Here is a 14,092-nt window from a genome sequence, read left to right on the forward strand (position 1 = left end):
ACCCAACGCCGTGAAGGGTTTCTTAATCGTTTAACCGCGTGGGCATCGCCCCGCGCGTCGTGCGGCCCCGAACGCGCGGGGCGATGCCCACGCGGCTAAACGAACTAACACGTGTTTTACGGGACCAAATCTTTTCACGGCTTTGAACTGTATCCGACTGAACCCTGGCGGGCCCAGCTACAAATTTCGCCAAGTACGGAACTTGTTTCAGGACAGTTGCTATTCTACGCCTCGGACCGCTGCTCCGGCGAGATCGAAGCGACGTGCAGGAGGTAGAGTTCGTCCAGTTCTTCGTTAGCCGGGTCATAAACCACAAAAAAGTGCTTTGTCAAAATGCAGTTTTCTGGATGCTTGACCGTATATTCCGCTCCGTTGGACATGCCGACTCGAAACGGCACAAACGGTTGTGCTGTAATCGCATTTTCAAGCTGTTCCTGCATTTCATTGACCTCGGATGATGGGCAGATTAGCGGAGTCGATTGTACATCAAGCGTGTGCTGGCATCCAAATCAGTAGTTTTCCGTAGGCCGTAGCGAGTGGAGCGAGTTACGGCATTTGAGACACTGCCGTAACTCGCTTCACTCGCTACGGCCTACTTTTGAACTCAAATCGATTCGCGTTCCTGCACCCACATCAAACATCAGGCCGGCTCACCATAACGCCCTTCTGCCAGTCGCCCCAACTCGCCTATACTCTGGCGATGGCCTGAACCTTTGTTGCTGGCCCAAACGGACTGACATTCACCTCCTTTGACGGATGACGAAGATCTCGATGAGCACCGCACCTGCAGCCAAGGCCACCGCAGCGATGACTGCCACCAAGCCAGAAATTCGTGTCTACAACACGCTCAGCAAAATCAAAGAGCCGTTTGCTCCGCTTCATCCGCCCAAGGTTGGCATCTATTTATGCGGCCCAACGGTCTATGCCGAATCGCACATCGGTCACATGGTCGGCCCGGTTATTTTTGACACGGTCAAACGCTACCTTCGTTACAGCGGCTATGACGTCACCCTGGTCGTCAACATTACTGACGTGGACGACAAGCTGATCGGCAAATCTCGCGAGCGTGGGATTCCGATGTCACAGATCGCGACTGAGATGACGGCGGATTATCTGTCGAACTTAAAGGAACTGGGCGTCAACCAAATTGATCACTTGCCACGCGCGACCGATCACATGAACCAGATCATCGCCTTCATCCAAACGCTCGAAGAAAAGGATCACGCCTACGCCGTTGATGGCGACGTGTTCTTTGACGTGGTCAAGGATCCCAACTACGGGCAACTGTCCAACCGGTCGGTCGAAGATCAGCAAGGCGAAGGCGGCGGAGCGGCTGCCAAGAAACGATCGCCCGGTGACTTTGCACTCTGGAAGTCGGCCAAGGATGGCGAGATTGCCTGGGACAGTCCCTGGGGCAAAGGTCGCCCGGGCTGGCACATCGAATGCTCGGCGATGAGTCACGAGATCCTCGGCGACACCTTCGACATTCACGGCGGCGGCTTGGACTTGATGTTCCCCCACCACGAAAACGAACGTGCCCAATCATCGTGTTGCCACGGAGCACCGATGGTGAAGTACTGGATGCACAATGGCCTGATGCGGGCCGGCGAAAAAGGAAAGGTGGGCGGCAAGAGTGACCGAGAAGGCTCTACCGAATCAGTCGAAGAGGCAGCGTCGGGAAAGATCAGCCGCAGTAAGGGTGCCGGCGGATTGTCCGATCTGATTCGCAAACACACCGGCGAGCGAATTCGTTTCTTCTTGCTGCGAACGCATTACCGCAGCACGATCGTGTACGGCGAAGACGGGCTAGCCGAAGCTGGCACGTCGTTAGAAACCTTCTACCGCTTTTTTGATCGGTTCAGCGAAATCGTATCGAAGACCGGCACCTCGTTCTATGAACTGGAACCCGCCATCAGTCGCGAAGCGGGCGACTTTGATCCTGCCGACGACGAACTGCTGACGCAGATTCATTCGATTCGCCAAAAGTTCTTGGCTGCAATGGATGATGACTTCAACACCGGTGCCGCGATCAGCCAGTTGTTTGATTCGATCAAAGTTCTCAATCGATTCATCGACTCGGCGAGCCTCGCGCCCGGCGCTGATCCAAAATCGGAACAAGTCGTGTCGCTGATCAAAGCAGTCACGGTCATTCGCGAACTTTCGGCTGTGTTGGGATTGTTCCAAAAACCGGTTCCATCGGTCGGCGGCAACGAAGCCGACACTGAACTGCTAGACAAAACGGTCCACTTGCTGATTGAACTTCGCAAGGAAGCGCGTGCGAACAAGGATTACGCCATGGGCGATGCAATCCGCGATCGGCTAGGCGAAATCGGCGTCGCGTTGCTGGATAAAAAAGAAGGTACCAGTTGGGAACGGTCATAGCGTGACACGCCACGGCTTGTTGTTTTCGTGAGCCGCGACGCGTGAGCGGCCGGGCATACTGCGTCAGCCCGAGGCCTTACGGCCAGCGGCTCACCATTACCGCCGAGAGATGGATGAAACCAACAAGCCCTTGCGCCACACGCTCCCAGAGATTTTCCATGACACGCATCCTTGGTATCGACCCGGGGCTCAACACAACCGGCTACGGCGTCGTCGATTTTGACGGATTGAAATTCCGCATGGTCGAAGCCGGCGTCGTTCGCAGTCGAGCCAAGGGAACCATCCAGTCTCGCGTTAACGAGATCTTTAGTGGTGTGCGTGAAGTGATCGAGGACCATCATCCGGACCTGCTTTCGCTTGAACAATTGTTCTCACACTATTCGCGGCCCACGACCGCGATCTTGATGGGCCACGCTCGCGGAGTGATCTGTTTGGCGGCGGCGCAATTCGCGCTGGACGTCGTTCACTTGGAACCTACCAAAGTCAAAAAAGTGATGACGGGGAATGGGCGAGCCTCGAAAGCTCAGATGCAACTTGCTGTCAAAATGCAGTTGGATCTTGAGTTCGCACCTGAACCCCACGACGTGGCAGACGCGTTGGCGATCGCGATCTGCGGTCATCAGCTTGGTCCTGGCAGCGTGCTGCAAAAACTTACCAATCCAAAAATCAAATCAACTGAAAAACAATTATGATCATTTCCATCTCAGGCAAACTCAACCGCGTCGGCGAAACTTCCGTTGCGATTGAATCAGCTCCGTTTGAATACGAAGTGCTGGTTGCCGATTACACTCGCCGTCAACTGCAAAGCAAGACCGGTGAAGCGATCCGCTTGCACACGATGGAGTACATCGAAGGTGGTCCGCAGGGCGGTCGTATGGTGCCGCGATTAATCGGGTTTCAAACCGAACCCGAACGACAATTCTTTGACTTGTTTTGCAGCGTCGATGGTGTCGGCGTCAAGAAAGCCCTACGTGCGATGGTCCGTCCGGTCAAAGAACTAGCCCTGGCGATTGAACAGCAAGACACCAAACAACTTTCGACCTTGCCCGGCATCGGCCCGGCGACCAGCGAGCGTGTGATCGCCAAACTGCGTCGCAAGATGCCTCGCTTCGCGTTGATGGTCAACAAGGATGAGATTTCCGATGTCATCGATGGCGGTTCGCAAATCTTGGCCGAAACCTTTGACGCACTGATGGCACTCGGTCACAGCGAATCCGATGCTCGGCAATTGATCGATGACACGATCGCCAGCGGCAAGAAATTCAAAGACACCGAAAGTTTGCTAACAGCAATCTATCAACGAGGTTCCTAGAGATGGGCGATCCAAACGTCATTGTCGTAGTTCGCAAGCTCAAGATGGCCTACTTTCTGTGCCTGATCTTGATTGCATCAGAAGCTTCGTCGGCCCAACCCAAATTGCCTGCCCGCGCCACGGGTGCCACTGAAAATGTTTTTGCTGCGGCACCCGATGCGATCTATCACGTTGATCCCATCAACGGAAACGACAACCTGGGAACCGGGGTATCCAACCGACCCGTCCGAACACTTGGGCGGGCATTGGAGTTTGCCAAACGGAGCTATGCACGCGGATCCAAGGTTCGCATCGAACTGGCACCGGGTGATTATCGAGAAGAAGGCTTTTTCGAGATGGGAAACCCCAACGCAAATGCGTACTTGCATCTGGTCGCCAAGCAACCGGGCACGGCGGTGATCACCGGGTTTGATAATTGGACGGGCGATGGACGCAACGCCCAACCGTGGCAACGAGAAGCCGACGGTGCGTACAGCAAACCATGGATCCGTGACTGGGGATTTGCAACCGAGGGAATCGCGCATGGACCCGATCGTGAATTTGATCGGTCACTGATTGCCCGACGCGAAGCGGTGACGATGGACCGGAAACAAACGCTGCGACAAGTTCTCACCCGAAATCAATTGACGCCAGGAACGTTTTTTGTCGATGACTTCAATCGCCAACTCTACCTACGACCACCCACCGGCAAAGATCCCAATCGGAATCTCACGGAAGTCGCCGTTCGTCCGCACCGGAATCCCTATCAAGGTTGGCTCTGGACGTTTTGGAACATTCAAAATTTGAAGATTGATGGACTCGTCTTCACGGGCGCTGCGTCTTTTCCCAACGGAGCCAACCTGCATGTCGCTCGTGAGTGCAAGAATGTTGTGATCGAAGATTGCATCTTCAAAAACAATGGCAGCGGCGGGTTCAATCTTGAGGCGAATGACCCGCAAGTACCGTCGCAATTCCAAGGCGTCACGGACGTCACTGTTCGCAACTGTTTGGTAACCGAAAACGGAACCTACGGCTTTTCAGGCGGATTCAACAATGGCTTGTTCGTTGGCAATCAGTTCACTCGCAACAATGTTCGCGGCGATTGGGCTGGCTACACCGGTTGGTCGATCGCCGGTGCCAAATTTGTGCTGGTCAATCGTTGCACGCTGCAGAGTAACCTGATCACCAAAAACCGCACGGGTGGTTTATGGTTCGACATTCATTGCCGCGACGCGTGGGTAAAGGATTGCAAGATCACTGACAACGTCGGCAAAAAAGCCAACGGAGAAATTGATGAACGTGGCGTGTTCTTTGAAATTTCTGAAGGTCCGCTGCTGATCGAAGACTGCGACGTCAGTCGAAACGCGATTGGAATTCAAATCGGTAACTGCAGCGATACGACGATCCGAAACTGCAAAATCACCGACAATCTGATCACTCAAATAGGCCTGGAAGGTCGTCCGCGAGGTGACGAGTTCCCGCCACATAACGAGCGACTGATCATCGAAGACAACCAGATTTCTGCGAACAAGATCGAGTCATTCTTGGTACGCGAAATCTGGTCGCAAGGCGAAGAGAACGTTCAGCGGTCGGTTCCGGGACTTCACGAAACCACCATGCGAAACAATCGCTACCGCCATCCGTGCCCCAGCGAAGCGTTCGTCGGCATGGACCTTGTCCAGGACGAACACCGCTGGCAACCGATGACGTTTGATCGTTGGAAACGCCTGATGAAGTTGGACCAAAATGGGTCCACGATCAACGGCCGATCTTCATTAGGTGGCGTTAGCGGTTGCACGATCAGCACCGAACAATTCGACCAGTCCAACGGCGTCACGGCGTTCGAGGGAGGCATCGGTGACTTGGGTTTCCAGGAAGGGCAGGCCGATTGGGTGTGCTACCGAAATTTTGACTTTGCAAAGGCCAGCAACCAGGTCACCTTGACCGTGGGGGTTCCCGCTGAAAACGCGGGCGGTGTCGTGGAATTGCGGACTGGTTCGATCGATGGCCCAATCCTAACCGCGATCGAGATTGCATCGACTGGTGGTTGGGATAAACGGCAAGAACAGTCTCACGAGATCACGCCGATATCCGGAATTCACGATCTGTTTTTAGTCGTGCAATCGGGATACGTGGTGGGGAATCTTTACGAAATCAGGTTCTCGCGGCAATAAAGCTTGGCGGACTCGATCCCTGAATCTGCATCGGTAGATCTGCCGCCTGTTATTTCCCCTAAAACCTACCAACCGGAGTCACGCCGTGAATCGATTCATGGTCGCGATTGGATCTGGATTTTTTTTGCTTTTCATCGCCTTGGCTGCTGTTGGCCAACCATCGCAGGCAGAAATGCCCGCCGGCTCACCATTGGTGACTTGGCATCAGTCGATCGAATCGGGGTGGGCCGAGTCAAAACGTCGGCAAGTGCCAATGGTCATTTTCATCACTCGCGGTCATTGCCGTTACTGCGATGCGATGAAAAGCGATACATGGTGTGACCAATCAATCGGTCAACAATTGGCAGATGACTTTGTCGCGATTCGATTGAACCCCAAACAGAATGCGACCGAGCTAAATCGGATCAACGTCACATCCTATCCGTTGACCTTAATCGGCATGCCAGAAGGCAAGATCGTTGATCACAAAACAGGCTATCAACCGGTACGCGAAATCCGCTCGCTGTTAAGCAAGGCTAGAAACCGAATCCGCCGCCGTTAGCGAGATGTCGTTTGGCGTAGGCCGGAACAAGGCTTTGCGCAGTTCCGGCAATTGCATGGACGCGTGTTGGACTGCCGGAACTGCGCAAAGCCTTGTTCCGGCCTACAAACGCGGTTTAATACGCCTTGGCAAAGATCGCTTGCTTTGCTGCTGGTTTGCCCGTCGCGAAACAGGTGCCCGGTGTGTCGTTGTTATCACGCGGTACGCAGCGAATGGTGACTTTCAATTCTTTCAGCAGCGGTTCAATTGATTCTTCGTCGGCGAAGTGACAATACGCGAACCCGCCGTGGATCGTATTTTCATCTTTCGTCGTAAAGAAATCGCGGAACGTCTTTTCGTCCGTGATCGTGACCGTGTTGTCTTCACGAAGTTTCAGTGCTCGGTCGAACAGCGTCTGCTGAATGTCGGACAAAATATCGGCAACAGTGGAAACCAATTCATCGCGTCCGACACCGATGCTCTTGGGCTGATCGCGTCTGCCCATAAACACGGCATTCTTCTCGATGTCCTTGGGTCCAACTTCCAAACGAATGGGAACACCACGTTTGACGTGATGCCATTTTTTCTCACCGCCGCGAACATCACGGTCATCGATCATGACGCGAACCGGTGCGTCGGCGTACCGCTGAGCTTCCAGTTCCTTCTTTAGCGATTGTGCATACTCGACCACCGCAGCACGACTTTCATCATCACGATAGATCGGCAAAATCACAATATGCTGAGGTGCAAGCCGTGGCGGCAACACAAAGCCATCATCATCGCTGTGGGTCATAATTAACGCGCCGACCAATCGAGTCGAAACACCCCACGACGTTGTCCAAGCGTGTTCACGTTCACCTGATTCAGCTTGGAACATGATCTCTTGCGCCTTGGAAAAATTCTGTCCCAGGAAGTGGCTGGTTCCCGCTTGCAACGCCTTGCGATCCTGCATCATCGCTTCGATGGAAAGTGTATCGACTGCGCCGGGAAAACGTTCAGCAGCAGTTTTGGAACCGATCACCACCGGCATCGCCATCCAGTTTTCAGCGAAGTCGGCGTAGACGTCGATCATCCGCTCGGTTTCTTCGACGGCCTCAGCTTCGGTTGCATGAACCGTGTGACCTTCTTGCCAAAGGAATTCAGCGGTACGCAGGAACATGCGAGTACGCATTTCCCATCGCATCACGTTGGCCCATTGGTTGATCAGCAGCGGTAGGTCGCGATGGCTTTGCACCCACTTGGCAAACGTCGCACCGATAATCATTTCGCTGGTGGGACGAATGATCAGCGGTTCTTCCAACTTGCCGGCCGGTCGCAATCCACCGTCGGGGTCGGGTTCGAGTCGGTGGTGCGTGACAACGGCACATTCCTTGGCGAATCCCTCGACGTGCTCGGCTTCCTTTTCCAGAAAGCTCATCGGAATCAACAGCGGGAAGTACGCGTTCTGGTGCCCGGTTGCTTTGAACATGTCGTCCAACGCCCGCTGCATGTTTTCCCAAAGATTGTAGCCCCAAGGCTTGATCACCATGCAGCCGCGGACCGGCGAATTCTCGGCCAAGTCGGCCGCTTTAATGACTTCTTGATACCACTGTGGATAGTCGTCTGCACGAGTGGGAGAAATTGCAGTCTTGGGAGCTTTGGCCATAGATGTTAAGGAGCAATGCAGGACAGGGCTGGAAAGCGTCTATCGTAGGCCCAATGGAGCCAAAGCGACATCCGGCATTTGGAGTATTTGGTGGGGATTGCCGGATGCCGCTTTGGCTCCATTGGGCCTACGAATAGGACAATCAACGAACGTCGATCCAAGCCATGCCTGCTTTCTCAGCAGCAGCGAATCCCAACTCGCTGTCCTCAAACACCAAGCACTTGGTCGGATCCACCTGCAATAGCTCGGCAGCCTTTAAAAACACATCCGGTTGCGGCTTGTGATGTTCCGTATCCTCTGCCGTCACGATCGCCCCGAACAAATCTGCGATGCCAAGATGTTCGAGTTGTCGATCAACGATCGGTCGGATGCCACCGCTGGCCACCGCCATTGGCAGTTTGCCAAAGTGGTCGCGAGCGATTTGGCAGACCTCAGACTTTGCTTCCAAACGATCGATCATCGATTCAAACGCAGCTTCCTTTTCATGGGACACCTGATCCGCATCAACGTCCACACCCTGCTCGCTAGATAGTTTGGCAATGATCTTTTCGCTAGGCATCCCGGCCATGCCATAGAACGCGTCCTCGCCAAAATCAATGCCGTATATCTGCATCGTATCTCGCCAAGCAACAAAGTGCAGCGGCATCGAATCGGTCAACGTGCCATCGCAATCAAAAATGATCGCATCGTATTGTTGGGTGTAGTCCGTCAAAGCAGTCTCGTTCGTATTATTTGATAAATTGTTTTCGTCGTTTCCGTAGGCCATAGCGAGCCCCAGCGAGTTACGGCAGCACCACAATAAAGCTCAATGCCGTAACTCGCTGAGGCTCGCTACGGCCTACTTTTTTTGCAAACCTAGAAATAAGCGGCATCGAATCGGTCAACGTGCCATCGCAATCAAAGATGATCGCATCGTACTGTTGGGTGTAGTCCGTCAAAGCAGCCTCGTTCGTAAAATTTGATGCATTGGTTTCGTCGTTTCCGTAGGCCGTAGCGAGCCCCAGCGAGTTACGGCAGCACCACAACAAAGCTCATTGCCGTAACTCGCTGAGGCTCGCTACGGCCTACTTTTGTTGCAAACCTAGAAATAAGCGGCGTCGAATCGGTCAACGTGCCATCGCAATCAAAGATGAGCGCATCGTATTGTTGTGTGTAGTCAGTCAAAGCAGTCTCGTTTGTATTATTTGATAATTGTTTTCGTCGTTCTCGTAGGCCGTAGCGAGCCCCAGCGAGTTACGGCAGCACCACAACAAAGCTCATTGCCGTAACTCGCTGAGGCTCGCTACGGCCTACTTTTGTTGCAAACCTAGAAATAAGCGGTATCGAATCGGTCAACGTGCCATCGCAATCAAAGATGATCGCATCGTATTGTTGGGTGTAGTCGGTCAAAGCAGTCTCGTTCGTATTATTTGAAAAATTGTTTTCGTCGTTTCCGTAGGCCGTAGCGAGCCCCAGCGAGTTACGGCATCCCACAATAAAGCTCATTGCCGTAACTCGCTGAGGCTCGCTACGGCCTACTTTTGTTGCAACCCTAGAAATAAGCGGTATCGAATCGGTCAACGTGCCATCGCAATCAAAGATGATCGTATCGTATTGTTGGGTGTAGTCGGTCAAAGCAGTCTCGTTTGTATTATTTGATAATTGTTTTCGTCGTTCTCGTAGGCCGTAGCGAGCCCCAGCGAGTTACGGCAGCACCACAATAAAGCTCACTGCCGTAACTCGCTGAGGCTCGCTACGGCCTACATTTCTTGCAAACCTAGAAATAAGCGGCATCGAATCAGTCAACGTGCCATCGCAATCAAAGATGATCGCATCGTACTGTTGTGTTTAGTCAGTCAAAGCAGTCTCGTTCGTATTATTTGATAAATTGTCTCCGTCGTTGTCGTAGGCCGTAGCGAGCCCCAGCGAGTTACGGCAGCACCACAATAAAGCTCATTGCCGTAACTCGCTGAGGCTCGCTACGGCCTACTTTTTGTTGCAAACCTAGAAATTGATCTGTACGATCGTGTACACAAACTGTTTCGGGAAATTTTTGCGATGTCTGATTTTAGACGCTTCTTTGTTCCTGGCGGGACTTATTTCTTCACGCTCGTTACTTACGATCGTCGTCAGATCTTGACAACCAAAGAAGGTCGCACGCGATTGCATCATTCGATTGTTGATGTCCGTAACCAATGGCCGTTCAGACTCTTTGCCAATGTACTGTTGCCTGACCATTGGCATTGCATTTTGATGTTGCCAAGTGGCGATGCCGAGTATTCGAAGCGGGTTTGTAAAATCAAGAACGATTTCACTCGCCGCTGGCTTGAAGACGGACTACCGGAAGCAACCGTCACCAAATCCCAGAAGCGTCGCGGTGAACGAGGCATCTGGCAACCGCGGTTCTGGGAACACACCGTTCGCGATGAAGATGATCTAAAAAGTTGCGTTGATTACATCCATTGGAATCCACGAAAACATGGACTCGTCGGTCAAGTGAAAGATTGGCCCTGGTCATCGTTTCACCGGTTTGTTGATGAAGGCGAGTACGAGGCCGATTGGGGTGGGAATGCACCCGATTGCATGAAAACGGCCAGAGATTGGGGCGAGTAGAAGTAGGCCGTAGCGAGCCCCAGCGAGTTACGGCAGCACCACAACAATGCTCGTTGCCGTAACTCGCTGAGGCTCGCTACGGCCTACTTTTTGGCAAACCTAGAAATTGATCTGATGAAGGCGAGTAGTAACAGTAGGCCGTAGCGAGCCTCAGCGAGTTACGGCATCACCCAACAATGCTCATTGCCGTAACTCGCTGGGGCTCGCTACGGCCTACAAGAAAACCGGTCTACGATTGACCTATCTTCTCAAATTCAACAGCTCGTCGATTAATTGCTGGCTGGTGGTGATGACTCGGGAATTTCCTCGGTACTGGGTACTGGCGAGAACCAGTTCCACGAGGTCTTTACCGATGTCGGTGTTGGACAGTTCCAATGCACCGCCGATCACGCTGCCGATGCCGCTTTCGCCTGGCGAACCCTGGACCGGCAAACCGGTGTTGACGCCCTTGGCGTACACATTCAAACCGCGTGCTTCCAGACCGGCTGGGTTGGCAAACCTTGCCAATTGCAACGCTCCCAAATCACGCGTCACACCGTTACTAAACACACCTCGAATCGTGCCGTCTTCACCGACGACGTAACTGTTCAGCACACCTGGTTCGCTACCGTCTTGCCGCGTCGCCGCGAGCGTCGCGTCTTGTGTCGCTAAGCCGGACACCAAATCGAAATCCAAATTAAATTGCAACGGCGAGACGCTGGGAATGTTGTCTCGGTTGATGGCGATCTTGGAATTCGTCGAACCGATGTAGCTGCCGTTGCCGTCGAATCGCAACAGCCCCGTTCCCACAGCGACGTTGGTTCCGCCGGACCCTTGTTGGTTTTCCGGGCTATCAGCGTACCAGCGATAGATCGTTTGCTCATCGGTTCGCGATTCAAGCGTTGCGGTTACTCGAACGTTGATCGGAACACCTAGCGAATCATAGACGATGAAGTCACTGGCAGCACTTTGCCCGACGCCCTCTTGAATGACACCAAACCCAAGGTTGGGATTGGACACTCCGCCGTCACGCGTGTCGATTCGGAACGCAGCGAGATCAATTTCAAGTGCATTGAGTTCACCAGTGTTACTGACAAACCGCATCGCCCCGTTCTCGATGTAGCCACCAGGAACCAGACTGGACGTTTCGCCCGGAATGTTGTTCTCCGATGCTAAGATTGGGTTTTGCGAGTCGAGTTGCAGGGATTGAATACCGGACGACACTTCGATGAAGTCGATGAAGTCCTGCATCGTTGAGGTCTCAGTAATCTCAAACTCTTTGGTTCCAAGAGCTCGGCCACCCTTGCGACCGTTGTACGTCATCGTGCCAAGTTCGAACGCGTTGGAATAGGCAAGTCCGTCACGTTTGAGAACATTGGTCAGCAACGTGCTACTGTTGACCGTTGGACCGTCCAAGTTAACGAGCTGGTTTCCGGCGACTGAAAGGTCTGCGATTTCCGCGTCTGATTTGGAATCGGTGTAGACACTTCCCGGCAGAACGGTGTCCACCAGGTAGAAGTTATTTTGGTCACCGGCAAGGTTTCGGTAGATACGAATTTCATCGTATGCCGGAAACCCGTCGTCCACGGTTGGAACCGGTGGCGCTGGAAAATTGGATAACGTGATCCGTCCGTTGAGAACATTTTGAGGACCGATCAATTCGCTGGGGCGACTTTCAGGTTGCCCGTTCCGAAAGTAGGTCACCATATAGGTGTAGTTCCCGGTCAGCGTGGTCTCGTCAACCGGCGTTGCCGACAATGCCGTTGATCCATTGTCGGTGAAAGCACCACCAGCGGCGGCGCTGCCCAGCAAAAAGAAATCGCTGCCGTTTGGCCCGGTTCGATAGACGTTGACCGTAGGAAAATCGCCTGTTGGTTCAGCCGGTAAGTTGGACAAATCCACCGCGCCACCGGTTCCCACCGTAGCGCTGATTGGTGCACTGACCGTTGATTCGCGTCCCGACGAATCAACCAACGCAACCTTGTACTGATACGTTCCGGCACCGAGCGTTCCAACACCGCCGGTGCCAGCAATAACGCCGATCGCGTTGGACAGCGGCGATGCATTGATCAGGGTTCCCGACGCATCGGGTTGAGGGATATTGGAATCGCCAAGGACGACCGATTGGATGACTTCGGAAACGGTCGCCACGTCGCCTTCGGGTGTTAACGAACCTTCGAACGTGACATTCTCTGTCGCCTTGGCAACACTTTCGGTGCCCAAAGGAACCGACAACGGAACCAGATTCGTTTCCTGCAACCGAAACTGATCGTCGATCCCATAACCAAGCAAACGTTGGCCGGTTGAGTTAACCAGTTCGGCATCGCTGTTGAGTTTGAAGATCCCGTTACGCGTGTAAAGACGCTCGCCTTCGGCACCTTCGACGATAAAGAACCCATCACCCTGGATCGCTAGGTCCGACGGACTGCTACTGATTTCAATCGTGCCCTGATTATGATTGGCAGCGATTTCAGAAACCTGGACACCCAGCCCGACTTGCCGCGGATTGGTACCGCCGTTGTTGGCACTGGGGGCAGCACCCAAAGAGAGCGTTTGCAAAAACTGGGTTGCAAACACAACATCAGAAGACTTGAAACCCACGGTTTGCGAGTTGGCCAAGTTATTACCGATCACATCGATCTGTGTTTCGGCGGCCTTTAATCCAGTGAGGGCAGTCGTCAGCGCGGATGTTAGTCCCATGGACTTGGCTCTCTTTCAGAGTCATCAGGTGGAAGTTAAATCCGACCTATGGTGACTTTGGCGGAGCGCCGACTTTTGAAAGTCGCGGAACCGTTAAAATCTACCCAGGTTGAATTTCACGAATGTTATTAATGTCCATCGTCTTTCCAGCCACGTGAACTTTGATCGAACGTGAACCATTTTCCGCATCAGTTTCCACGGTGATCCGATCGACCACTCCATCGACCGCCGAGGCATCGTTTGCTAGCCCGGTAACGTTTTGACCAATCAGCGTGCTGGCGGTCACCAATTCTTGGCTGGACGCCAGCCCATCCAGCGTGCTGGTCAATTTGTCAGTGGCTCCGATTTCGCGAATCTGGCCCATTTGGGCAACCATCTGACTGTTGTCCATCGGACTCAGCGGATCCTGGTTTTGCAATTCGCTGATCATTAATTGCAAGAAACCGTCTAGGTCCACATCACCGAAAGCATCGCTCGCTCCGCCGGCTTGCTGTGCTGCTTCCTGGGCGGAGAAATTTGCTGAGGTGGCTTGGCCGATTGCAGACATCGTTTGACCTTCGGAAAAATTGTTTGAGTTTTAAGTGATCGTGTCATACGTACCACTGACATGGTTCTACGATTGAGACCGCAACAAACGCGAGATCAATCTTAAAAACTGTTTTAGAATGAGTGCAGGTAAGGTAATCGGCTAGAGTTCCTAAAGTAGGCCGTAGCGAGCCTCAGCGAGTTACGGCATCACCAAACAAAGCTCAGTGCCGTAACTCGCTGAGGCTCGCTACGGCCTACTTTTCTGTTTTAGAATCGTGCAA

At 53.2% G+C, this 14,092-nt stretch carries 15 protein-coding genes; 6 read left to right on the forward strand and 9 right to left on the reverse strand.

Annotation, left to right across the window (positions count from 1 at the left end):
* Positions 1-224: 224 nt before the first annotated feature.
* Positions 225-440, reverse strand: a complete 216-nt coding sequence (locus RC85_RS21410) for a hypothetical protein (RefSeq protein ID WP_068266706.1) — start codon at positions 438-440, stop codon at positions 225-227.
* Between the two features lie 331 nt (positions 441-771).
* Between RC85_RS21410 and cysS the strand changes: the two genes are divergently transcribed.
* From cysS to RC85_RS21435, 5 genes are all read left to right on the forward strand, one after another.
* On the forward strand, positions 772-2,382 hold the full coding sequence (gene cysS, locus RC85_RS21415; protein ID WP_068266738.1) for a cysteine--tRNA ligase: 1,611 nt from the start codon (positions 772-774) through the stop codon (positions 2,380-2,382).
* A 158-nt stretch (positions 2,383-2,540) separates the two neighbouring features.
* Positions 2,541-3,074, forward strand: coding sequence for a crossover junction endodeoxyribonuclease RuvC (gene ruvC / locus RC85_RS21420; RefSeq protein ID WP_068266710.1), 534 nt, complete (start codon positions 2,541-2,543; stop codon positions 3,072-3,074).
* A complete protein-coding gene (gene ruvA / locus RC85_RS21425) occupies positions 3,071-3,694 on the forward strand; it encodes a Holliday junction branch migration protein RuvA (protein WP_068266713.1) in 624 nt (207 codons plus the stop codon). Before ruvC ends, ruvA begins: the two co-directional genes overlap by 4 nt.
* Before the next feature lie 2 nt (positions 3,695-3,696).
* Positions 3,697-5,847: a right-handed parallel beta-helix repeat-containing protein gene (locus tag RC85_RS21430; RefSeq protein ID WP_068266716.1), complete on the forward strand. Its 2,151-nt coding sequence runs from the start codon at positions 3,697-3,699 to the stop codon at positions 5,845-5,847.
* An 85-nt stretch (positions 5,848-5,932) separates the two neighbouring features.
* The gene (locus RC85_RS21435) at positions 5,933-6,388 is read left to right on the forward strand and encodes a thioredoxin family protein (protein ID WP_235033300.1); all 456 of its coding nucleotides are present in this window, start codon (positions 5,933-5,935) and stop codon (positions 6,386-6,388) included.
* 115 nt (positions 6,389-6,503) lie between these two features.
* Here RC85_RS21435 and proS read toward each other — a convergent pair whose 3' ends face one another.
* From proS to RC85_RS29080, 6 genes are all read right to left on the reverse strand, one after another.
* Positions 6,504-8,012, reverse strand: coding sequence for a proline--tRNA ligase (proS, locus tag RC85_RS21440; RefSeq protein ID WP_068266718.1), 1,509 nt, complete (start codon positions 8,010-8,012; stop codon positions 6,504-6,506).
* A 142-nt stretch (positions 8,013-8,154) separates the two neighbouring features.
* Positions 8,155-8,724 (reverse strand): HAD family hydrolase, encoded by a 570-nt coding sequence (locus tag RC85_RS21445; RefSeq protein ID WP_235033301.1) that lies wholly within the window; start codon positions 8,722-8,724, stop codon positions 8,155-8,157.
* A 70-nt stretch (positions 8,725-8,794) separates the two neighbouring features.
* Positions 8,795-8,950 carry an HAD family hydrolase gene (locus RC85_RS27050; RefSeq protein ID WP_157593996.1) on the reverse strand — a complete coding sequence of 52 codons (156 nt, stop codon included), beginning with the start codon at positions 8,948-8,950 and terminating at the stop codon, positions 8,795-8,797.
* Between the two features lie 70 nt (positions 8,951-9,020).
* Entirely contained in the window at positions 9,021-9,176 is a 156-nt protein-coding gene (locus RC85_RS27610) for a hypothetical protein (RefSeq protein WP_162273234.1), read from the reverse strand.
* A 69-nt stretch (positions 9,177-9,245) separates the two neighbouring features.
* Positions 9,246-9,626, reverse strand: a complete 381-nt coding sequence (locus RC85_RS21455) for a hypothetical protein (RefSeq protein ID WP_068266726.1) — start codon at positions 9,624-9,626, stop codon at positions 9,246-9,248.
* A gap of 69 nt (positions 9,627-9,695) precedes the next feature.
* A complete protein-coding gene (locus RC85_RS29080) occupies positions 9,696-9,821 on the reverse strand; it encodes a hypothetical protein (RefSeq protein WP_420821398.1) in 126 nt (41 codons plus the stop codon).
* Positions 9,822-10,049: 228 nt separating this feature from the next.
* Here RC85_RS29080 and RC85_RS21460 point away from each other — a divergent pair, with 228 nt between their 5' ends.
* Entirely contained in the window at positions 10,050-10,604 is a 555-nt protein-coding gene (locus tag RC85_RS21460) for an REP-associated tyrosine transposase (RefSeq protein WP_068266729.1), read from the forward strand.
* Positions 10,605-10,844: 240 nt separating this feature from the next.
* On the opposite strand, the gene RC85_RS21465 is transcribed toward RC85_RS21460, so the two are convergent.
* Positions 10,845-13,283 (reverse strand): flagellar hook-basal body complex protein, encoded by a 2,439-nt coding sequence (locus RC85_RS21465; protein ID WP_068266732.1) that lies wholly within the window; start codon positions 13,281-13,283, stop codon positions 10,845-10,847.
* Positions 13,284-13,383: 100 nt separating this feature from the next.
* A complete protein-coding gene (locus RC85_RS21470; protein ID WP_068266735.1) occupies positions 13,384-13,830 on the reverse strand; it encodes a flagellar hook assembly protein FlgD in 447 nt (148 codons plus the stop codon).
* Between the last annotated feature and the right edge of the window lie 262 nt (positions 13,831-14,092).

Origin of the sequence: Rubripirellula obstinata (assembly GCF_001642955.1) — a bacterium.
In the GTDB taxonomy this organism is placed as follows: Bacteria; Planctomycetota; Planctomycetia; order Pirellulales; family Pirellulaceae; genus Rubripirellula; species Rubripirellula obstinata.

What these genes read in the sequence shown, in the direction of transcription:
- RC85_RS21410 (WP_068266706.1), bottom strand. Translation starts at nt 440, where the DNA reads ATGCAGGAACAGCTTGAAAATGCGATTACAGCACAACCGTTTGTGCCG.
- cysS (WP_068266738.1), top strand. Translation starts at nt 772, where the DNA reads ATGAGCACCGCACCTGCAGCCAAGGCCACCGCAGCGATGACTGCCACC.
- ruvC (WP_068266710.1), top strand. Translation starts at nt 2,541, where the DNA reads ATGACACGCATCCTTGGTATCGACCCGGGGCTCAACACAACCGGCTAC.
- ruvA (WP_068266713.1), top strand. Translation starts at nt 3,071, where the DNA reads ATGATCATTTCCATCTCAGGCAAACTCAACCGCGTCGGCGAAACTTCC.
- RC85_RS21430 (WP_068266716.1), top strand. Translation starts at nt 3,697, where the DNA reads ATGGGCGATCCAAACGTCATTGTCGTAGTTCGCAAGCTCAAGATGGCC.
- proS (WP_068266718.1), bottom strand. Translation starts at nt 8,012, where the DNA reads ATGGCCAAAGCTCCCAAGACTGCAATTTCTCCCACTCGTGCAGACGAC.
- RC85_RS21460 (WP_068266729.1), top strand. Translation starts at nt 10,050, where the DNA reads ATGTCTGATTTTAGACGCTTCTTTGTTCCTGGCGGGACTTATTTCTTC.
- RC85_RS21465 (WP_068266732.1), bottom strand. Translation starts at nt 13,283, where the DNA reads ATGGGACTAACATCCGCGCTGACGACTGCCCTCACTGGATTAAAGGCC.
- RC85_RS21470 (WP_068266735.1), bottom strand. Translation starts at nt 13,830, where the DNA reads ATGTCTGCAATCGGCCAAGCCACCTCAGCAAATTTCTCCGCCCAGGAA.